Below are 22238 nucleotides of genomic sequence, written 5' to 3'. Positions count from 1 at the left end.
CATCACAGCTTCGGCAGTGCGGCCACAAAAGTGTCGATAGCGGATTTCGCGGCCTCGAAGTCGTCGGGATTGTTGACGATCACGGCAAAGCTCAGCGCGCCTCCGTTGTGACGCGACACATTGCCGGTCATGGAGGTCACATCTCCCAAACTGCCGGTTTTGACACGGATAAGACCAGCCTCGTCAGCATCGTTCAAACGATTCGCGGCAGTGCCCACGAAACCCACAACCGATAGTCCTTCGGCAGCGGCAGCTCCGGCACCGCTCGTCAGGTTGCGTTGCTGCACTTCCAGCAGGGTGCGCGCGGTGAGTTTGGACTCCTCGGACAGACCCGAACAGTTGGGCATGATGAGACCTTCGGTGGAGACTCCCTGCTGAACCAGCACCTGTTCGACTGACCGCACAGCCCCGGCCGGCGAATTGTCAGCGCCGAGATGCAAAGCCAGCAGTCTGCCGAATTCCTCAGCCAGGGAATTGTCGGAATGCCGAAGCATGAACGCCATGATCTCATTTAGCGATGCGGAATGCACGGCCGCGATGGAACTGGTGCCTTCAGGGACCGTTCCCTGCTCCACGGAAGAGTTCACGGCAATGCCCTGTTCAGCCAAGCGTTGCGCGAACACCTGCGCGGCCTCGCGGGCTGGCTGCGTGCTCAAAGCTGGATATGTGCTGAACATATCGGGATCTGCGGGACCGGCACCGTTCCAATTGCGCCCGCCGTCCACCGCCATGGACGCGGTCGGCGCGTAGTACACGTGGTTTGAATCGAGTTCGGCGATGCCGTTCGGCCAACGGTCATTACCGAACAGGGAATCATCGTAGACAAGCGTCACGGAAGTGATGCCACGCTGGCGTAACGCCTGGGCCGTGCTCGCGGCAAGCGTTCCCAATCCGGCACGCCCGTTGATATGCGACGAATCGGATGCACCGGCACCGAGCAGCATGTCGCCATTGCCTTTGAGCACCAATCGCGAAGTGCCGTCCTCGCGCTGTTCCAGATAGGTTTGCGTGTCCAGTGTCTCGCCCATGTCAAGCGTGGTCGCCGCCGCATATGCCGTCAACGTTTTCATGGTGGATGCCGGCGTATACGACTTGTCGAGAGCATGCTCGGCAATCACATTGCCGGCCGCATCGGCGATGGCGATGGCATATTCGCCACCGAAATCGGAGGCGGCCGTTTCGAATTGGCTGACCAGCGTCTTCGCCGCAGCTGCATCCACGGTCTTCGAAGCGTCAAGCCCTCCGACCACCGTTGCCGCAGGAATGACGTTGCCCGGCGTCTTGGCGGTGATGTGTTCGACCTCCTGCAGGGTAAGAACGCCCGGCAGCTTGTCGAAAATGTCGGCCACGACATAGCCAACGCACAACACCGTGGTGAGCGCCACGGAAAGCGCCACCGTGATGTATCGACGGCGTTTCACATGCCGGTATTCAGCCGAATCATCCATGGAACAACAACACTCCAGTCATAAGCGGAAATCGAAAGAAAAATCGAAATGAAAACGAAAAGCAGGAAACACGCAAGCCTGCGAACGAACGAACGTCATCCCTTATGTTCGATTGGCTTCCATTCCGACTTGGCGAACATCGCCTGGAACGAGATCGGCACATAGCTGAACATGTAGATCGGGAAGCTCAGCACATACGCGAACAGCTCCTTATTGGTGGCGCCAATCTGATCGCGTTCCACAATGATCGTCAACGCGGCCAACGCCATCATGCCGATCACCGACATCACAATGCCGGACGTCCAACCGGCCAACGAGCTCAACTGGCTCTGCCATGTCACGAATCCGCAGGTCGCAAACAACAGTCCCAGCAGAACGCGCACAATACCGATCACTGTGAACGGACACAACAACAGCGTGAAATCAACGGCGGAGAAATCGCGTTCCCTGATGGCGCGTTTGATCAAAGCCGGCCCGTAATAACGGAACACTTGCAAGAAGCCCTTGCTCCAACGCAAACGCTGACGCCAGCTCTGCGCGAACGTGACCGGCTGCTCATCATACAGAATCGCCGTGCCGCAATAGCCAATACGATCGCCGTGTAGCAAGGAATCCATGGTGAATTCCAAATCCTCAGTCAGCAAATGGAATTTCCAACCATTATTACGACGCATGATCTCCCGCGAGAACATGAAGCCAGTACCCCCTACATGGCAGCTGTTGCCGAGCCACATGCGCGATGCCGACAGAAATCGAGATTCACGAATGAACCACAATGCCGAACCGGAAGAGACCCAATTGTCGGACAAATTCACGGAATTACGGTAGCTGGTGAGAATCTTGAATCCCGACTGGAACGCCTTGTTCATCTCTTCGATGTAATGCTTGTCAAGCTTGTTGTCGGCATCGAACACGAAGAACGCGTCGTACGGGTCGGATGCGCCGGATTCGTTCATCTGGTCAAGCAGATACGTCAGCGCGTATCCCTTGCCCACGAGCTCCTTGTTGAAACGCTCGATCACGTGACAGCCCATGTTGCGCGCCACTTCGGCAGTATTGTCGGTGCAATTGTCGGCAACAAGCCAAATGTCGATCAGCTCGCTCGGATACGTCTGCGTTTGGATGCAGGTAATGAGGTTGCCGATGACTTTCGCTTCGTTTCGTGCGGAAATCAACACCGCATACCGCTTGTCCATCGGCGCTTGGGGGAATCTGATCGGCTTGGTGAACAGCGAGATAAGAATGCATACCGCCTGATAGACCATGCCTGAGCCGCCGACAATGACCAACAGAATGTCAAGTACGCTCAGCAGTACCATTAGCGCCACCTACTTCTTGGATTGTCATCCGCGTTTTTCGTGTTTCCTTCAGCTTCCCGCGATTCGTCGTTCTTCCGTTCATTGTCGGATTCCGATTCTTTATTGGATTCCTGCGATGTGTTTTCGCTCTCAAGACCCTGCAATGGCTTGTGTTCTGTTCTGTCCAACACGTGCTTCGGAATGGCGACGGTTTCGTTCGATTCCAGCGATTCCTCGGAACGGCTGATATTGTACGCCTGCTCCTGTAACTGCCGCACTTCGTCGGAAATCGGCACATGCGCACTGGATCCCTGCACCGCGCGAGGCATATTGTGCAGATGTTCGCTGATGACTTCGGCGCCTTCTACCAGCTTCGACTTCTTTTCAGGCACCGGATCGTCCATCAGCGGAGAATCGACCAGCTCGTACCGCTTTGTATAGGTGCGGAAGATCGTCTGCACGGAAGCGACCACCGGCAATGCGAGGAATGCTCCAAGCGCGCCGAACAGCGAAGTGAACGCCAACACCGCGAGGAACGCCACGGCATCGTTTATATCCATGGTGCGCTGGGAGATCTTCGGCGCGAAGATCAGATTCTCGATCTGCTGATACACGCAGATGAACATCAGCACCACCACGGCCTGCCACAGTCCGCAGCTGCCCCACGCGAACAGCACCGGCAATGCGCCGCCGATATACGTGCCCAGCATAGGAATGAACTGCGAAACCATACCGCAGAACAGTGCCAACGGTAGCCAATAGGGCACGTGCAGCAGCATCAGACAGATTCCGGTGAAGAACGCGTTCAGCAATGCGAGAATGGCGCGGGAGAACAGGAACGACGAGATCTGGCTCTGGCTCACCGTCCACACGAACAGGAATCGGCGCTGAGCCGCCGGAGCCATCCACTGGCATGCGGCACGACGCAATTTCGGACCAGCCGCTGAAATGTAATACGTGGTCATGATTATTGTCATGAGGTTGATCAGGAACGAAAACAATCCCGACACTGTATTTAGCGCGGTACCCGCGAAATCGGTGACCCATGACGTTTGAATGTTCTTCAGAATCTCATTGCCGAGATTATTGATCTCAGGAAGTTGGAAATTCGCGTATTGACTGACGAACTGGCACATCTGCTCATACAGGTCGGGCAGACCGTTCACCAATGCGATCACCTGCTGCACGAACAGGTTGCCGAATAGCGTGAAGAGCACGCCGAGCATCACGGCCAGCATCAGCAGCGAGAACAGCGAGGCGAACGAACGTTTCCAGCCATGCTTGACCAGCGGCACCACCACCGGCTCCACCGCGAGCGCGATGAACAGCGAGACGATGATGTCGATCACCAGGTATTCGATTTTGCCCCAGCTGCGCCAGCAGAAAGTAAACACCACAATGGCTATGGCGATGTATAGCAGCGCACGCCCCAGCCATTCCGGTGGTTTTCGGGGATCTCCTTTGGCTGGAAACAGGGTGCCAAGGTCCCAGCGCTGTTCGCTGGTGTTCGCACCGTTTTCGCTCTGCGTATTGTTCATTCGCTGTTCGCTTTCGCTCATGGCTTCCTATTGTAGCGATAGGCGTCGTGTACAGGCTGAGCTATTGTGGTAGTTATGCTGAACGTTTCAATTGTCATCCCCGCTTGGAATGAAGAGGAGCGTATCAACGATTGCCTGTTGAATGCCACTAGGCAGACCGTGATGCCCCATGAAGTGATCGTTGTCGACAATCGTTCCACCGATTCGACGGTAGCCGTGGTGGAGCAGTTTATGAAAGATCACCCTCAAGCCCCTGTCCGTTTGCTGCATCAGGATGAGGAACAGGGATTGATTCCGACGCGAGATTATGGTTTGAATCACGCCACCGGCGATATTTTGGGCCGTTTCGACGCTGATTGCATGATTCGCCCGGATTGGGTCGAGGTGGTGTCCGGCATTTTCACTGAGGATCCGGAGGCCATGGGTGCCACTGGTCCGGTGATGTATTACGATCTGCCGAGCCGCCATTTTGGTTTGCGTGGGGATAATTCCACGCGCAAGCGCATTTACAAGGCCGATGGCGGCCAGCCGTTGCTGTTTGGCTCGAATATGGCGGTCCGCGCTTCAGCTTGGCGCGAAATTTGCGACGAGGTGTGCCGCGACAAGGCCGATGTGATGCATGAGGATATCGATATTTCGCTGCATCTGCTGGGCAAGGATTTGAAAACCGTGTACTGCCCTCGCATGATCGCCGGCATCAGCGCCCGCCGTATGGACACGTCGCTCACGTCGTTCAATAATTACATGCGTCGTTTCAAGAACACGTTCGACGCGCATCCACAGCATTCACGCAAGCATAAGCCGGAGATTCTACTCACCGCGCTATATCCGGTGATGCATTTGCTGTATCCGGTGTGGCAGAAGGTGCTTGACACCGCCGATATCAATCCTGCAGAGGTGGCGTGGATCAACGAGCAGATGGAGTTGGCCGAGCAGGAGGGACGCGAATGGTATGACGACACCCCTACTGATGAGGAGTGGAGTGAAAAGCACGAAGATTCCAACGATTAATTCGCATATATTCATATTGAATTGAGATATTGAAATATTTCAATTCATCAACATACATAATTGTAATCGCATACAAAAATCGTGGTGTGAATTTATTCCGATTCACACCACGATTTTTATGTTCTCAGCGTTGTTCTCTCACGATTCGTCGTTCACTACGCACGATTGCCGATTCGTGAGAATTGCCGCATCACATCAGGCTCTTGTAGATGGCGAGAATGTCCTCCTGCGTGGCCTGACGGGGGTTGCCCGGCGTGCACACATCGTGGAAGGCATCATAAGCCAGCGGCTCCAGATCGGCTTCGGTTGCACCGACTTCGGAGATGGTGGTCGGGTTCTTCAGATCTACAGTGAGCTTATGCACAGCCTGGACGGCCTCTTCGCGCACGGTTTCGATATCGCCGGTGTAGGCGTCCGCGATGCCGAAGGCGTCGGCGATGTCACGGTACTTCTCACCGGTGTAGTCCTTGTTGTATTCCATGACCGGAGCCAGCAGAATGCCGTTGGCAACACCGTGGGCCACGCCGAGGCGGCCGCCCAGCGGGTGGGCCATGCCATGCACCAAGCCGAGGCCGACGTTGGAGTAGGCCATACCGGTGATGTAGGAGGCGTATGCCATCTGCTCGCCTGCTGGAATGTCACCGTCGGCGCTCTTGGCGAGGTTCTTGGCGATCATACGGATGGTCTGCATGGACAGGCAGTCGGACAGGCTCCATGCGCCCGGAGTGATGTAACCTTCGATGGCGTGGGTCAGGGCGTCGAGTCCGGTGGCAACCTTGAGACCACGCGGCATGGAGTCGGTCAGATCCGGGTCGACGAAAGCGACGATCGGAATGTCGTGCGGGTCGACAGCCACGAACTTGCGCTTGTTGGCGGTGTCAGTGACCACATAGTTGATGGTGGTTTCCGAAGCGGTACCGGCGGTGGTCGGCACGCCGAAGATCGGCACGGACGGATTCTTGGTGTCGGCAACGCCTTCCAGGGAGAGCACGTCGGAGAATTCCGGGTTGGCGGTGATGATGCCGATGCCCTTGCAGGTGTCTTGCGGGGAGCCGCCGCCCAAGCCGATCAGGAAGTCGGCACCGGATGCGGCGAACTTGGCGACACCGTCCTGAATGCATTCGACCGGCGGGTTCGGCTTGACGTTGTCGAAGACCTCATACGGCATGCCTGCCTCATCGAGCACATCGGTGACCTTCTTGACGGTACCGGTTTCCAGCAGCACCGGATCGGTGACGATGAATGCCTTGGTGAAGCCGTGCGACTTGGCAACGCCCGGAATCTCCTTGATGGCTCCGCGACCGAAATACGCCGTCTGGTTGAAAATCATGCGATAGACCATAGTGCTCTCCTTTAAGCTACTGTGCGTTCGTTGGCTTCGTCATACCTTGCCGAAGCCAACGCCTCCATCATAAACCCATTTTCGACTGTTATGCGATCAACGACACCGCGACATTATGTAACCATTCTCACATAATAAAACCAGATAGGGGGTAAAACATCCATTGAACAACCTGCCCTTCTGCTACGGCAGGTCCTTACGTTCGAACACCCACATGGTCTCGTCCATGGATCTGTTGTCGGTAAGAATCGTCAACATGAACCGCTCACCGTCGTTCTTCACGTAACCGCATTGCACGACACCTTCCGACTTGAGCCGGCTACGGACAACATCGTAGTCAAGCAGTCGCAGGAGACCTTCTTGATATTCGGAAGCAATCATCACACAGCAATACTCACGTAATGCTTCGCGGAAGGAACCGCCATGATCATCAAGCATACGCTGAAAGAAATCGGGCACCATGATCGAACGCTGCGTATCGGTATTCAGATTGACCATATACGACACCGGATAACGTACATTCAGATGTTCAAGCAGCGCTTTCATATCCTCATTACGCACCAGAATATTCTCAAGCTGGTTGTTGAGCATGCGAAGCTGACGTTTGACTCCGCCATTGGCGTAATACTGTTTCTTGTCCTGACGCATACGGATTTCCGCCTGATTGATGAGGTCCGGAAGATCCCCTCCATCATCGGATTCGGCCATACCTACGGATATATCCCAATCACCTTCCAGAAAATCCCGACGCATACGCGTCATCCGACGCATACTTTGGCTCACCGTATGGTTGCAGCTGACAATCACGAACTCATCGCCTCCGATGCGGTAGATCCTGTCGTCCCCGAAGCAGGCACGCATCGCATTCGCAAGTCTGCACAACGCCGAATCGCCCTTGGCATACCCCAAATGGTTATTGATTTCATGCAGTCCGATCATGTCGATGTACACCACCGTCAACGGCTCGTCATGCGTAGCCTGGATGCACTCCAAATCGTCATCGTAGGCATTGCGGTTGAGTAGTCCCGTAAGCGAGTCCCTGCGGTAATTATCGGCATCGCCGCATGCCAATAGTCCTATGGGCAGATTCTGTCCGACCAGTACCACAGCCCAAGGGTCGGATGGGGAGCATGCGTGAGTGGGAATCGCCGCGAATGCGACTACGCCGGTTTTGGCCAATATCTCGCTGCGGTATATCCCCAGCACGGTTTCCTGCCGGTATAACCGTTCCCGGATTGAGGTCAGACTCAGATCGGCGAAGAATCGTCCGGCATCGTCAGGATGCACCACCCGGCTGGCGGCCACCGCACGCAGGTAGGCGCCGAATTCGTCGACTTCCGGATCGGGAATCACCCCATCCCGTTTGATGACACGGTATTCACCTGTCTCCACATTCAACCGGGATATTTCCGCCAGACCATCAGCCAGGATTTCAAAAGTGTCGGCCGCCAACGCGGAGGTTCCCAACAGCACCCGGCCGTTGACGGTCACATGATCGCGATGCAGGTAATCGCACGACATATCCCAATAGTGCCGACCGTCGGCACGTTCGGCCAACAGCGTTTCCATCTGTTTCACCGGCAGTGGAGGGTAGAAATAATATCCTTGGATGTATTCACACCCGATTGCTTTCAGCCGATCGACCTGTTCCTTGGTCTGGGCACCCTCAGCGATGATCATCAGATGCAGCTTCTTGGCCATCACAATCATGGATTGGATGATTTTCACGCCTTTACCGGCATTCTCCTTGCTCAGCTCGATGAACTTCGTGTCCAGTTTGATCATATCGACATTAATGTCTTTGAGCATGTTCAGCGAGGAATATGCCGAACCGAAATCATCCATCAGCACCACGATGCCTCTCGCATGCAGTTTGCGGATGGTGTCCTTCACCATGGACAGGTTTTTCGCCATGGCACTTTCGGTGATTTCCACCCGCAACAGACGCGCGTCGACGTCATATTCGTCCAACAGCCCGCCAATCACGTCGGCCACATCCATCTGGTCGATATCCATCATGGACACGTTCACGGAAACCGGTACCAGATTGCGTCCTTCACGCTCCCATCTGCCCAGCATCTCAGCCACGAAGCGCCATACGAACATATCCACATGGCAGATACGCCCGGCTCTTTCCAATACCGGGACGAACCATCCTGGGGGAATCACGCCATATTTGGGGTGATTCCAGCGCACCAACGCCTCGGCTCCTACAATAGCTCCCGTCTCCGCATTGCATTTAGGCTGCAGATAACAGCAGAATTCGCCGTTTTCGATCGCATAATCGATGTCTTCGAATGTGAAAAAAGGCACCAGCTCGTCGTTAGACGGCATTCCGCCCATTTCCGGCATGTCGGTCACTCGGTCCCCCCTCGTCGAAAAAACTATCCGTGGTATTCGCCGTTGTACTGTATCAGAGTGACGTCCTCGACGCCGTCAATCGCACGGATACGTTCGGCGAACGTCATATCCTTGTCGTTGCAAAACACTTCAACGGCCATTTCCGTGCGTTCGCTACGCATGGTTTTGGATTTGACGAAGAATTTAGTGCGTCCGAACGCGCGCGTGATCTCATCGCCAACCATATCGCCCACATAGTGGATCACCGCAATGTACACGCGTCCCTTGTCCTGATGCGAATAAAACAATGCCAGCATGCCGATCATCACCAATCCGGCCACAATCACCAGCACATACATGCCAGCCCCCGCCGCAATACCTGAAGTAATCGACCAGAACAAATACAGCAGATCCATCGGATCCTTGACCGCAGTACGGTAACGCACAATCGACAACGCACCGACCATACCAAGGGAGATTACAATATTCGTACTGATAGACAACGTGACCATGCAGGTGAGCACGGACATGCCCACCAATGTGACCGCGAAACTGCGCGAATACACCACGCCCGTGTAGAAACGGCGATACACGTAGTAGATGACGATACCAACGATCAACGCCACCAGCAATGCCAACGCCATTTTGGGCACATTGTATTGACTGAAGGATTTCAGCACCGACTTTTTGATCATGTCATTAACGCTCATAATGCTGTTCTTTCGCTCTTGCTTCCTTGATTCGTAACGTTTGATTTTGGGAAATGCCAGCCGATCATAGACTGTCTTTACAGACTCGGCACGCTCCAGCCTTCCTGCCAGTAGCCGAATCCCCGCAAATACGAGGCTTTGTCATAACAGAGCACGTATTTCGAAGCCGACGTCAACTCCTGAGCTTTGCCAGGCAACAGATCGCGTACCATCTGCGGCAGGAATTCAGTGAATTTGACTTCCATCACCAGTTTTCCCGGCTCAAGCACGGGCAGTACTGGCAGTGTGGAGTCGAAAATATCGAATCCCCCAACCGCCGCACGCACATTCATATCGAAAGTGACACGCACAGTACCGGCGTCAAGAATCCACGGTTCGCGCTCATAATCGACGATCACACGCGGACGCAACACATTGCACATGCATTCCACATAAAACTCGCGGCACAATTGATGCTCGCTGTCGCGCAAAAACTCGTAATCGCCGGCAAGAATGCGGTCGAACTGCTCATGGGTGAGCGGCGCATCCTCCTTGTAGATCCAACTGTCGCTTTTGCGTTTACGTTCCAGTTTGATCACGCGGTCGCTGTAATCGTAGATGCGAATACGATATTTCTTGCGCAGCAGCACACCGTCGACTTTTTCCCGATATGCGGTGTTCCAATAATCGTCGAAATACAGGCTGCGAATCATATAGCCGCCGTTGCTCGCATGTTTGTCGAGACCAAGCAGCGGCGCCATACGCACGTTCAAATCGGTCTTTTGCGCGTATGAGATCAGATATTTGAGCTCATGACGGAACCGTTCCTTGGCGGTGCTCGGCGGAACGGATAATTCTTCGCAGACTCGACGTTTGACGCGCTGCAGCAGCGACGTTCCTCGATTGCCACCGTCATTGAACATTGGCATCCTCCACAATGCTGCCGCCGCCTTTCACATAGAAGCACTTGGTGCCGTAGATCTTGTTGCCGTCGGTGACGTAGTAGTCAAACGCGTCCTGAGTCTCGCCTGATGCGTTGCGCACGCTCACTTTGATGAAGTACTGGCCTTCACCGGGCATGTCCATCACGGCTTCCGGCAATACGAGGTCGCTCTGTGTGAACACTACATCCTTACCTTCGTAATCCTTGGACACGGTGACGGTATAACGCAAATCCTCATTGTTGAAATCGTAGGAGACATCCCAGTTGAGTTTGAGCTTGCCATTGGTAGGGGTAGGTGTGCCGATGTAGAACGGCATGGGCTTGTTAAACCCGGTTTGGTATGTCTGGTAGTTCTGTTCGATTTCACTGTGCAGCTGGTTCGCGATTACATCATATTGGCTTTTGGTGACGCCTTCATGCATGGAATCAGGCATTTTCCACACATATTGTTCCGTAATGCTGCGGTAATGCTTCACCATGGAGTTGATGCGATTGGCATTCATGTACTTATATTCGTCTTGTATTGCCTTGTCGAGCGCAGTTCGGAACGACTTGGTCTGCAAACAGCGGCTAAACAGCATGTTGCCCCAGTAGTTGCTGATGCCGTTCTCCCAGCTTTTGCCATCGGAACGTTGTTTGATCTCATATTCCTTGCGCATGAGCATGCCGTCGTTGTCCCAGTCAAGCACGTAGAAGGTGTCGGAATTCGTGGGACTATACAGGTACATATTGCGGCTTTGCGTATCGATATTGCCGGTCAACAGCTGGAATGCCATCCAGTATGCGAGATTTTCAGTATCGAAATATTTGCCGAGAATGTCGCTCATCGGCACTGAATAATCGTTGAGCGCGTTCAACATGGCAATCAGTTTGGTATGGTCGTTGTCGCCTTTGATTTCCAGTTTTTCTTCGAATTTCGTCTGATCGTAATCGGGATCGTCGGCGAGTTTGATCACGTCTTCGTCTCGATGGAATTCGAAATAATTGGCCTTATACAGCTGGCCATTCTTATCAAGTCCGTGTGCTTGCAATGCGGTTTTGTTGAGCTGTTCGACCTGCGTATACAGACCGTAATCGTCAAAGGAATCCGATCCGCTGGTCTCGTCTTTCACATACAAGTGCACGAATTGCGTGCGCAGCCCCATCATCTGGTCGATGCCTTTGATGAGATCAAAGGCCATTTTGTTACGGAAACGCAGACCTTCACCCATATGCTTGTTCAATGCGATGGTACGCTGTCCACGCCACTTGCCTTTGCCGCTTTTCAACTCGATCTTGTAATTCTTCTGCTCGTTTTTACTCGATGACTGACCACGTACCTGCACGGTGGCGTTCGGCGCGCTTTCGCCAAAACCAAGCTCCCCGGAAACCGGCCCCTGTTCGTCGCCGACCTGCAGCAAACCATTGACCTTGTAGCGTCCAACGCCCATTGCCGCATAGTCATCAACGGAATACTGGTTGATTTCACTCCAGCTATGGTCGGTTCCTTCCGACGAATTACCGCGCGATACCGTCAGATACATGGTTTCCACGCCGCTGTCGTCATACACCTTGTATAACGATTCGTTGTCGCGCAAGTGTGCGCCGTCGATGCTTTGTTCAGCGCTTTTCTTGACTTGCTCATGCGTCTGCGTTGAATCCGATGATTGCGATTGTTCATTATCGCTGGGTGATGAAGTCGCACACCCAGCGCAGGAAAGCACCATCAGCATTGCCGTCAATGCCGCTATTTGCTTGACAAGCGTGGTAATAGCTTTTGTGTTGCGTCGATTCCACCATGTCATGATTTACGATTCCTCCCCGATTGTATTGTTCGCTTCTGTAATGTTCGTCCCGCACTCGCGCCGCACGTGCCTCTTATATTCCGCGCGATGCAGTGATTGATCGATTCGTTGTTCGCCGTGTTCAAGCAGTATGCCCAGTTCGGTGAAACGTCCACGTTTCGTCTGTGCCACAATCGGCTGCTGCCCCAGCACTCGGTATGGCAGATTGTCGGTGTATGAGGCGAGCCGGAATGTCGCATAAATAGCGAACAGCGACGCTCCCATCAGAAAACCGAAGCCGAACAGTGTGGTAGTGAAGAACTGTCCGATCACCGTGAAAATAACCGTCGACCCGGCGAATAATGCCGATGCAGTCAACGCACCAGAATAATCGGTGAAGTACAGCAGGATCAGCATTACGGTATTGCCGACCGCATACAGCGCATATCCGACGCATAGCACACGAAAATATCCATGCATCGCATCGTTGAAACCCAAAGGAAGCGCGTTCAGCGCTGTTTTTTCCAACGAAATCACGGCAGCGGTCACCAACAATTGCTTCAACGCCGTGTAATGCAATTCTCGATTGAGCACAGCCAGCATTTCATTTTCTGCAACGGTAATGTCTTTAACCGTGCCACCATCGTTGAGCAGACTGTAATACGAACGATATGTCGGATAGAAATTCACTTCCACCGACACCACAAAATTCACCGTGGTGATCAGAATCGTTAAAAACGCAAGCATGGCGGGCACATCGTAATATGGCGCACCATAAAACAGACCCTTCACTTTGATGCCAAGCGGCCCACACCAGGTGATCACCAAATGGGCGAACAATCCAATGGTGGTAAACAATCCGGTCAACGCCAACGGCAGAAACTGGTCAACCCATTGCAGAAACAGCCACGGATTCTCACGACTTTGCGGAAAATACCGATGCAACAGCAGCACATCCCACACCAGCATCACACCATAGCCAAGCACCACCGCAAACAACAGCGATTCCACCGGCGGCAACGCCAACGCAAGCAGCACGCATGACGTAACAAACGCCACCAGCACTGCAGCAGCAAAAGAATACAAAATGCTTTTGTAATCTTTAATGGCCGTCAAATAACTCATCGCATTCCAGTTAACGACCATTTCAAGAAACAGCCATAAACACAACGCGCCCTGCATCAGCGTGGCTCCAGAAAACAGCAGAAACACCGTGTACAATACTGCGCCCACCATCAACATGATGTCGGTAGACCCCCAAAACGATGGCAGAATCATCTTCTCATCGTGATCAAACAGCATATCCGCCAAAAAACGTGTGACCGGCATCGACAGAAAACTTGTCAACACCAATGAGGCAAGCAATGTGTATGTGATCATGCATACGAGCAGATCACGGTCGGGGCGGCCCACCTGCCACCAACCGCTCACAATCAGCACGCCAAACTGCAGAAGCACGCCCAGCAGCATCGGGCCTGCGCAAATCACACCGGCATAGCCGTAGGCTCGCAGCATTGCCATCAAGCCCCTACGATGGAACAGTTTCTTCAGTTCAAATCCAATACCAGCCATATCAGCGCTCCAATCCGAACTGATCCAATCCGAACTGATCCGATCCGAACTGATCCGCGGTATCGGCATACAGCCTGCGATAATCGTCAAGCATGCGCTCATGCCGATAATAGGCATTCACACGATCGCGGCCGATCTGCCCCATGGTTTCACGCAACACGCGGCTGGAACACATGCGTTCCATCGCCCCGCTTAAACCTTCGCGGTACATGGGAGGCACATAAAAACCGGCAGTGCCGAAATCATCGCCATCCTCACCTTCCAACAGTTCACGGCAACAGCCGACATCAGTAGTCACGCATGGGCGTGCGGCTGCGAACGATTCCAACACCGACAACGGTTGGCCTTCGGAAATGCTGGTTAACACGGTGAAATCAAGCTTGCGCATGTATTCCACCACATTCACACGGCCCGTGAATTCAAGATTGCGCACGCCCAACTGTTCCACAAGCTCATAGCATTCGTCGGCATACTCCTGATCGTCAACACCGCCGAGAATATGCAAACGCACATTGTCAACGCGAGATGAAAGCTCATGAAACGCATGAATCAGGGTTTTCACGTCTTTGATCGGCGCCATGCGCACCACCGCACCGACATCAACCCAACCATCGTCGGGTTTTAGAGGAATATCGCAAAAACGTTCGTATTGAATGCCGTTGGGAATAACCTGGCAGGCGTCGGCGGGAGCGCCCATACCGATTTGGATAAGACGGGCACGACCGAACAAACTAGTGATACGCCATGCACGCCGGTAGATCTGTTCCGAAAGCATGTAGAAGAAACGAATCCAACGCGGACGGAAAGCCGGAAGCACCCATTCGGCGGAGATAATCTCCTCTTCACGTTCGCGCGTGTAGATACCATGTTCCGTAAGCAATACCGGCGCATGGTTGATGGAACCGCCCAAACAGGCTAGCAATCCGCCATATCCGGTGGAAATCGCATGATAGATTTGCGCTTCCGGCACTTCGCTGCCCATCAGGTATAATACCGGCAGCAGCATGGAGCGCGCAGTATGGAAAGCATCCGCATAGGCCACATACGGGTATTCCTCCATGCAGATTTGCGTGAACAGGTCAATGAATTCACGGCTTTGCAGGAACGACAGCGGATGCACGCCTTTGGTGTGGAACAGGTTGAACAGCACATCCCAGTCCGGGCTGCCAAGATTCACCAGTTCGCGCAATGACCGCAATTCCTCTTCGGTGAACGACACTTGCGCGCGTTCACCGCTCAGACGCAAGGCGTCGTCGAGGAACACCTCACGCACTTCCACCACATTGCTGGGCAGGTCATATACGAATTTGCCGCGGTCTTCGGCTTTGGCGCCGATCACCCACAATACGAACTCGTGCTCTTTCATCGCTTCGATATAACTGTGCATCCATGTGGACACGCCACCATGCACGTACGGGTAGCATCCTTCCAAAACCAGGCAGATTCTCATGCCGCTCCCCCAGTCTTGCGTTCGATATGAACCGTGGCGCTCGTGGCTTTGAGCAGATACAAGTTGCCGGTCAGCTTGGTGAGGCTTCCGCCGCGCACATTGCCGGGCGTACCATTACTGGCACGGAACATCAGCCACCCTTGATCAGTGAGGTTGCCAAGTTTCAGATCCCAACTGGTATCGGTTGTTTCCATCGAAACCGTCAATCCTGAGAATCGTTGCACCGCCGCAGCGCATTCCGTTCCAGTCTGCATACGAATGGATGGAGCCGACTGTTCCAACCAATCCAAATAATCTTCCAATCCCTTGCGATAGGTTTCCCAACCTTCTTTCGCACCACGATCTTCATCAAGCAGATCGTCGGGATGCATGAAGTGCGTGCTCACATAGTGCATGTTCAATTCGGAAACCGCGGCAAGACGCATGTACGTGTCGCCCACCATGCCGCCGGACACGATACGTGGAGCCTCCACCATGCCATCGGCCGCAACACCGAACTCCTGTATGTACGGCAAGGAACTGTCGGAAGGCATATACGTACTGGCGATGGCGCGAATCTGCGGCACATCCTCGCCTATGATCTTTCGTGCCTCTTGGGAGAGGATATTCGACGGCGGCACGTATACCGACGATGTTGCGGCCGGCAATACGTCTTTCTGGAATGCGATCAGTTCCTGCAATGATGCCACAATGGCTTTGCGATTCGGCCATTGCACGTACGCGTATTCCTTGCCGTAATGCGTATTCGGCAACACCAACGGCTGATGGTTGTACCCGTGATATCCGATTTCGCCGTTTTGCCGAAGCAACAATCCTCCGTAATACTCGAATTGTGTGTTGTCCGTCTGTCGTACCGGATCATCCTTGGTGTCATCGCCGTAATTCTCAATCATCACACCGGTGAAACGAATACCGTACCGTTCCGCAAGACGCACCAAATCCGGCCACCATACTTGAGAATAGAATTCAGAAATACTCATGTTGTAGTCACGTTTGATGTATTTGCCATTGCCAGACGGTACCGGAGAGGGAAAATCATCCAAGTAGAACGCCGCGCTGTTAATCACCGGATAGGCCATGGCAGAACCGAGCAGACTGAACGCCGAAGCGTAAAATCCTCGAAACACCTTGCCGTAAATGCCGATATTGCACATCACAGCCGTTCCTGACTCCACCGCGTTCCTCCACACCAATGGCGTTCTGCCATTGCTGCTGACCGCTTCCACCTGTGCACGATCATTCAATGCGACGCTCAGCGACGATTTGAACGGGTCACTGAATGTGTATGTCTGGCCGCCACCCAACATAAAATCTCTGGACGGTGTAATGCCTTTAGTCGCCACATATTCGTATGTGGACGATTCAATGCCGATCTGCGGGCCGATCACGTCCAAATAGCCGGTTTTTTCGGGAGTCATGGCAAACATGACTCCGCCGCCCTTTTTGGCCCATTGCATGATTTGCAGCACGTGCTCGCCCAGACGGTCGAGATTAGGCATGGCCACCACTATGGTGCTGTAGTGATTCAACGCTGGAAATTCAGCGTTTTCGTCAGCCACGTCAACCGTAGTGGTAGGGACTTTCATATCAAGCAGAATCTGGTCGAGCATGGCTTCGGCATCGCTGACACCCTCCTGCGAACTGTCAACCACCAACAGATTCGTGGCTTTTTGTCCAGCGATGGCATTGGCAGCAGGAATGGCTTTGGCTCGATCCAAATACGTGATGTCGAACCGCGTGGCACCATAATGCACGCCCAGGCTTTCCACCAGCAACACCAATGCAATGGCCATAAACACAGCCCAGACCTTGACCAGACCTTGCCAGCGGAATCGCTTCCACTTGGCCAACACGTCTGACAGGAATCCTCTGATCATGCGCGTTCAGCCTCCTTGGTTCCAGTCCAGAACCGCAGCGTGCGTCTTCCTTGGCCACCGAGATAAATATGCTTGCTTTCAATCTGCTGAACGGTTTGACGCAACGCATCGCCATCATTGCGTGCGGCATCGAGCCGTAGACGCATCAGCCATACATCGCCTTGATCCGGCCACCGTTCCATAGCGCCGTCAATAGTGTGCGCGGCATCATCAAAGAGTCCAAGATCGATCTGCATTTGCGCAAGACGGCATGCAATGTAATAATCGTCATGTTTGCGAAGTCGTTCCTGCAATACTTCGGCATATCGCTGCTTCTGCAACTGCAATGCGTATCCTTGCGCAATACCGGAATTGACATATCGTTCCAACGCATCGCAATAGCGTTCCAACACCGTTTCGGAATTTCGATGCTGCAGATAATCGTTACGGCAGCGCTGCAATGCAAGATCTTCTTTGGCACTGATCTGCGCCATGGCGGTAGCCGCGTAATGCACGACTTCCACATCCTCATTCAGTCTGGCCTGCGACAGCACATCGATATAACGGCTGGGATTGTCGTTGAGAATGGACATCACCAGACTGCGCCGCTGACTCGAATCGTTGACGATCAGTGCCTCTTCCAACGGCACTGTATTGGCGAAATCAGCTCGTTCCTCAACCAGGATGCTTCGACGTTCCTCATCATCCACACGCATTTGCTCAAGCCCCGGAGCCGTGTGCTCACCAGCGCGAATCAGCGTGCGCGTATGCAGCATCAGCACACATAACGCCCCCCCCCCATGGCACCAGCAGCATGAAAGGAAGCAGCCGCCCCTCCACGCGAAGCACGCCAACGCGAGACAATACGCACAGCAGCACGCATATCATTACATGCACGGCGATAAGCAGCATCGCCATCACCGTCGCGTTCACACTGTGCCGCCTTCATGCGATGCAGAATCATTCGGCGCAACGTTCCTGCGCAGCGTTTCATCCGCTTGCGATTCGGCAGCCACTTGTTTCGAAGCCTCAGCCAGCAACGAATCTTCCTCGTGGTCTGAAACCAGCGTCACATGCAATCCAGCCTGGGTCAAACGCTTGTTGATGATCGGCAGCTCATGCTCGCTGGCCTGATTCATGAGCACATACACATTGCCGTCCTGCAGCACACCGGCCTCATCCGTTTGGCGAATGGCTCCCATCAGGCGGCTGCCATCGTCTTGCCAAGCGTCTGCCACACGCAGCAGCAGATGATCGCCCATATGATCGTGCTTGAGCTCGTTTGCAGCCAACACTTTAGGCAGAAACTCCTGGGCGTTCAAGAATTCAGTGCCGGGCACCAGCATCGTCTGCCGTGCAACATTCTCATAATCGAAGGCACGCACCATAGCGGATTCCACCAAGCCGCACATGATGGTGAACAGATTCTGGAAGTACAGGTTCATTTGGTCGGGCTGGGCTTTGGCAAGCACAATCACCACGGCCAGCTTGCCATTGGCATGCACGCCCGCCGCATACATTGGAAGGTTTTGTTCGAGATTGCGGTTTACCCACAATCCGCCATGATCCAAGGCAATGACAACGTTGGCATAATTCTCAAGCAACGTAGATTTGCTGAACAAAGATTCAGTCTGCGGGCTTGCGGCCACCAAACGCGCGAAACGACCACCATTATCGATTCGGTAAATACCGAAACTATCGCCGCCCAACGTATCTTGCATAATGCGAATGGCCGCACGATACAGCTTTTGAGGCTGCACTTCGTCCAATTCACGGGTCATCGCATACATTTTGCCGAAACTGTCACGTCTGCCGATAATCTGCCCGCGCAACATACGACGATCATCGAGCACATCGTGGTACAGGTCACGCAGGAACGCAAGTCGTTCACGCAGCAAACTGTTTTCGTCACGCATGAATCGCAGGTTTTCGCGATTGCGCATCTGTACATACCCACATACTGCGCCCGCAACGAAATACACCACAAACGTAATCCAGTTCGACGTATCGTAAAACAGTGGCGCGAATGACGCACCGTTCGACACGTACGACAACGCCATGCCGGCACATGCGAGCGCGGCCGCGAACACGCCTGCGTTCAGTCCGTACATCGTGCCGACGATCACCACGAAAAACAGGCGCAAATCCACGGTTCCCAGCTGACTGTTGCCTTGTACCGCGGTGCGAAGCAGTTCCTCCAGTATGAACGTGACGCAGATTTCGAATGCGATCCATGGTTTCGAATGGTTGCGCAGAAAATCCCAGATCAGGTGCTTTTCGGACTGTTCCTGCGCACGCGCCTCTTTCCAGCGTTGCAGCACCAGGGGAAGATCCTGTTTGAGCGAATATCGCGGCGACCAGCCATAACGCAAGCGCAGCGCATGGTCGTCTGCCGGGTAATGCCGTGTCCTGTCTTCGCCAAAAGTCACCGATAATCCAGGAAATGCCGCGCTAATCACATCAGCCAAATCACCGTATGTGAAGTCAAACGCGTTGGGCACGTGGAATACTTCGCTTTCAGCGGTCCAATCGTCGAACATGCGGTAGATCAGTTCGGCAAGATCGTCGGCGCAGAGAAAGCATGTCTGCTGCTGTTCGCGTTCGCAGAATGAGATCGACCCTGCTGACGCCTGTTCGAACAGTCTGCCGAAATATGCGGTTACCCCATTGCGTTCGGGTGCATACAAGTATGGGCAACGAATGATTTTCGCTTCCAGACGGTAGGTGCGCGCGTAATACAGGCAGAGTTCTTCCGATGCTCGAGACATTAGGCTTTTGCTGGTATCGCTTACGTCGTCGTTTTCCGGATAAGTGAATTCGGATTCGGGGCCGCTGACCATCAGCATTTGCGTTTGCCTGTTGCGAATGGCATGCAGAAGTCTTCGCAATGCTCCCAGGTCGCCGTCTCTGTCGCTGCGTGGGGTCAGATTTTCGGAAAAGAATACGATGCGATCAAATTCGTATGTGGTAAGGGCTTCGGCAAGGGCGTTGGCGTCAGACATGTTGACGATTCTGAGATGGTCATTGCCGTCTACGGTGCCTTCGCGTTCCGCTATCACCACATGGTCTCGGGGAAAGGCATGCTGAATCCACTGTTTGGTAATGAAATCGGTATTACCGACCAAGAGCACTTCCATGCTACCGCCCCAGTGAATATTCCCTTAACGGGGTTTGGCATAGCTCTGCCCACAAACCCTCCATTGTTCCTGTCTTATGGTATTCCAGTGTAATCCGCCAACAGACAAATTCACCCTTCAACGGGGGTTTCTTAGTCATTTCTAAGTAAAGCATAAGATGACACACCCGTACGGGGCATTGACACGCCCACATCACGAATTCAGCAAGACATGAGATTGAGAGAGCCATGACCGAAGAATCTGCCCCTTCAAAAAGTCATGGCCTCTCTGCAGTCAGTCCGCCGTAATTTTGGTTCCTATATGACTTAAAAGTGATGAAAAACAAAAAACCTCGGAGATTTCCGAGGTTTAAAGCCATGGTGGCTCCGAGCGGCATCGATCCGCTGACCTAACGATTTTCAGTCGTTCGCTCTACCAACTGAGCTACAGAGCCATGAACAGGAACCTGTTCGAGCGACCCCGGCCGGACTTGAACCGGTGACCTCCGCCGTGACAGGGCGGCGCTCTAACCAACTGAGCTACGGGGCCATTGCCACCTTGTTACCAAGGTAAGTACCCCCTGAGAGAGTCGAACTCTCGTTGTCAGATTGAAAGTCTGGTGTCCTAACCGTTAGACGAAGGGGGCGCTTTCAGCGTTTCCGCTTGACAACTCGCTTAACTATACGCGAATCATCGAAACATGCAAGTCTCGGCGTGTCGCAACGTTGCGGAATTGTGGAAACCATGCTGTCCACATGTTGAAGATCGTTGGAATAAAGCCATTTCAACACATGAACAGCACAACATGAAGCCTCATACGCGGCGATAGGTGAAGTCATGAATCACACGACCGGCAGCAAGTCCTTTTTTCTCGAAATTCGTCAAAACTCGACCAGAAAAACGTTCGGATTCACTGAAATCGGCGTGTCGCAGACTTGCGGCTTCGCCGGCATTTCCCTTGCCGACATGCTCAACCGGCAGACTCACCGTCAACGTGCCGTCATTATGGAAGCCTTCAATACCATCCATGACCTCATGCACATGCAATGCATAGTCTTCAATATCGGTAGCGATACGCCACACTCCTCCAGCCTGCAGCGTGCGATGAATCTCACCGGCAAGCTCCGGTTGTACGATGCGGCGCTTGTGATGACGCATCTTGGGCCATGGATCAGGGAAGAAAGTCCACACTTCGGCGATCGAGCCATCTGCGGCGGCTTTGAAGAGTTCGGGAGCGTTGACCTGTGCGATGCGCAGATTGGCAAGGCCTTGCTTGCCCGCAAGCAGCATGGTGTGCGCCACACCTGGATCGTAAACTTCGAGCGCCAGAAAATTCATTTCTGGGTGTTCGGCGGCCGCGGCAACCACGTTTTCGCCCTGACCGGTGCCAATTTCCACAATCAGAGGATTGGCATTGCCCCACGCTTCCGCAATATACGGCCGGTCGAACACCAGATCGTTTCGCACGTCAAGGGAGCCTTCACCTGCATTGATATTCAAAAGATAGGTATCGGCATAGGTATCCCATGCACGCTGCAAGCGCGCGTCGAGCCTGGCGGAACGACGCACGAAGGAAAGCACCTTGCGCCCATACAAGGCAGGACGCCGACCAGCATCAGCCTGTAGTTCACCTTGCGTTTTTGACATGTTTTGTTCGTTTTCGCCGTTTACTTGATTTTCAGTCGGCGTGTTCACATCTTCTTGCATACCCTATTTATAGAGGAAACGCAGGAACGGGGCGATTATGTGCGTTACTGTTCATGTGTTATACTCAGATTGTTCAAAAAGTAACAAACTAGAGCAAAAGTGAACAATGTTCGTTGAACGTTCGTTTTTCGAACCAAAGCGCTTTATCGCTCATTTGGAGGAAAG

The 22238-nt window shown here is 53.5% G+C and carries 14 protein-coding genes, 3 tRNA genes and 1 pseudogene; 1 reads left to right on the top strand and 17 read right to left on the bottom strand.

Annotation, left to right across the window (positions count from 1 at the left end):
• Positions 1-2: 2 nt before the first annotated feature.
• The 3 genes from BBKW_RS02250 to BBKW_RS02240 form a co-directional block, all read right to left on the bottom strand.
• On the bottom strand, positions 3-1448 hold the full coding sequence (locus BBKW_RS02250; RefSeq protein ID WP_033500893.1) for a D-alanyl-D-alanine carboxypeptidase/D-alanyl-D-alanine-endopeptidase: 1446 nt from the start codon (positions 1446-1448) through the stop codon (positions 3-5).
• A gap of 95 nt (positions 1449-1543) precedes the next feature.
• Entirely contained in the window at positions 1544-2767 is a 1224-nt protein-coding gene (locus tag BBKW_RS02245; RefSeq protein ID WP_033500892.1) for a glycosyltransferase family 2 protein, read from the bottom strand.
• Complete coding sequence (locus BBKW_RS02240; protein WP_033500891.1) at positions 2767-4305, bottom strand: AI-2E family transporter; 1539 nt, start codon at positions 4303-4305, stop codon at positions 2767-2769. The genes BBKW_RS02245 and BBKW_RS02240 overlap by 1 nt, the downstream gene beginning before the upstream one ends.
• Before the next feature lie 54 nt (positions 4306-4359).
• Here BBKW_RS02240 and BBKW_RS02235 point away from each other — a divergent pair, with 54 nt between their 5' ends.
• On the top strand, positions 4360-5295 hold the full coding sequence (locus BBKW_RS02235; RefSeq protein WP_033500890.1) for a glycosyltransferase family 2 protein: 936 nt from the start codon (positions 4360-4362) through the stop codon (positions 5293-5295).
• A gap of 190 nt (positions 5296-5485) precedes the next feature.
• On the opposite strand, the gene fucO is transcribed toward BBKW_RS02235, so the two are convergent.
• From fucO to trmB, 14 genes and pseudogenes are all read right to left on the bottom strand, one after another.
• Positions 5486-6637, bottom strand: a complete 1152-nt coding sequence (fucO, locus tag BBKW_RS02230; protein ID WP_033500889.1) for a lactaldehyde reductase — start codon at positions 6635-6637, stop codon at positions 5486-5488.
• 183 nt (positions 6638-6820) lie between these two features.
• Complete coding sequence (locus BBKW_RS02225; protein WP_048349566.1) at positions 6821-8989, bottom strand: GGDEF domain-containing protein; 2169 nt, start codon at positions 8987-8989, stop codon at positions 6821-6823.
• Between the two features lie 32 nt (positions 8990-9021).
• On the bottom strand, positions 9022-9687 hold the full coding sequence (locus tag BBKW_RS02220; protein WP_033500887.1) for a DUF4956 domain-containing protein: 666 nt from the start codon (positions 9685-9687) through the stop codon (positions 9022-9024).
• A gap of 77 nt (positions 9688-9764) precedes the next feature.
• The gene (locus BBKW_RS02215; protein ID WP_033500886.1) at positions 9765-10589 is read right to left on the bottom strand and encodes a polyphosphate polymerase domain-containing protein; all 825 of its coding nucleotides are present in this window, start codon (positions 10587-10589) and stop codon (positions 9765-9767) included.
• Entirely contained in the window at positions 10579-12393 is a 1815-nt protein-coding gene (locus BBKW_RS02210; protein WP_033500885.1) for a CotH kinase family protein, read from the bottom strand. Before BBKW_RS02210 ends, BBKW_RS02215 begins: the two co-directional genes overlap by 11 nt.
• A 3-nt stretch (positions 12394-12396) precedes the next feature.
• Positions 12397-13944, bottom strand: a complete 1548-nt coding sequence (pelG, locus tag BBKW_RS02205) for an exopolysaccharide Pel transporter PelG (RefSeq protein ID WP_033500884.1) — start codon at positions 13942-13944, stop codon at positions 12397-12399.
• A gap of 1 nt (position 13945) precedes the next feature.
• On the bottom strand, positions 13946-15394 hold the full coding sequence (gene pelF / locus BBKW_RS02200; protein ID WP_033500883.1) for a GT4 family glycosyltransferase PelF: 1449 nt from the start codon (positions 15392-15394) through the stop codon (positions 13946-13948).
• A complete protein-coding gene (locus BBKW_RS02195) occupies positions 15391-17271 on the bottom strand; it encodes a DUF2194 domain-containing protein (protein ID WP_033500882.1) in 1881 nt (626 codons plus the stop codon). The genes pelF and BBKW_RS02195 overlap by 4 nt, the downstream gene beginning before the upstream one ends.
• Positions 17268-18183, bottom strand: a pseudogene (locus BBKW_RS02190) (hypothetical protein). The gene BBKW_RS02195 and the pseudogene BBKW_RS02190 overlap by 4 nt, the downstream one beginning before the upstream one ends.
• Positions 18180-20387: an NAD-dependent epimerase/dehydratase family protein gene (locus BBKW_RS02185; protein ID WP_033500881.1), complete on the bottom strand. Its 2208-nt coding sequence runs from the start codon at positions 20385-20387 to the stop codon at positions 18180-18182. Before BBKW_RS02185 ends, BBKW_RS02190 begins: the two are co-directional and overlap by 4 nt.
• 357 nt (positions 20388-20744) lie before the next feature.
• A tRNA-Phe gene (locus BBKW_RS02180) sits at positions 20745-20820 on the bottom strand.
• A 21-nt stretch (positions 20821-20841) separates the two neighbouring features.
• Positions 20842-20915: transfer RNA gene (locus tag BBKW_RS02175), tRNA-Asp, on the bottom strand.
• Positions 20916-20940: 25 nt separating this feature from the next.
• Positions 20941-21012 (bottom strand) — tRNA-Glu (locus BBKW_RS02170).
• A gap of 167 nt (positions 21013-21179) precedes the next feature.
• Positions 21180-22073, bottom strand: a complete 894-nt coding sequence (gene trmB, locus BBKW_RS02165) for a tRNA (guanosine(46)-N7)-methyltransferase TrmB (protein ID WP_033500880.1) — start codon at positions 22071-22073, stop codon at positions 21180-21182.
• Positions 22074-22238: the final 165 nt, after the last annotated feature.

This window comes from Bifidobacterium catenulatum subsp. kashiwanohense JCM 15439 = DSM 21854 (genome assembly GCF_001042615.1).
Taxonomy (GTDB): domain Bacteria; phylum Actinomycetota; class Actinomycetes; order Actinomycetales; family Bifidobacteriaceae; genus Bifidobacterium; species Bifidobacterium catenulatum.
Note: the sequence above shows the minus strand (reverse complement) of the source record. Positions and strands in the feature narration are given on the sequence as shown.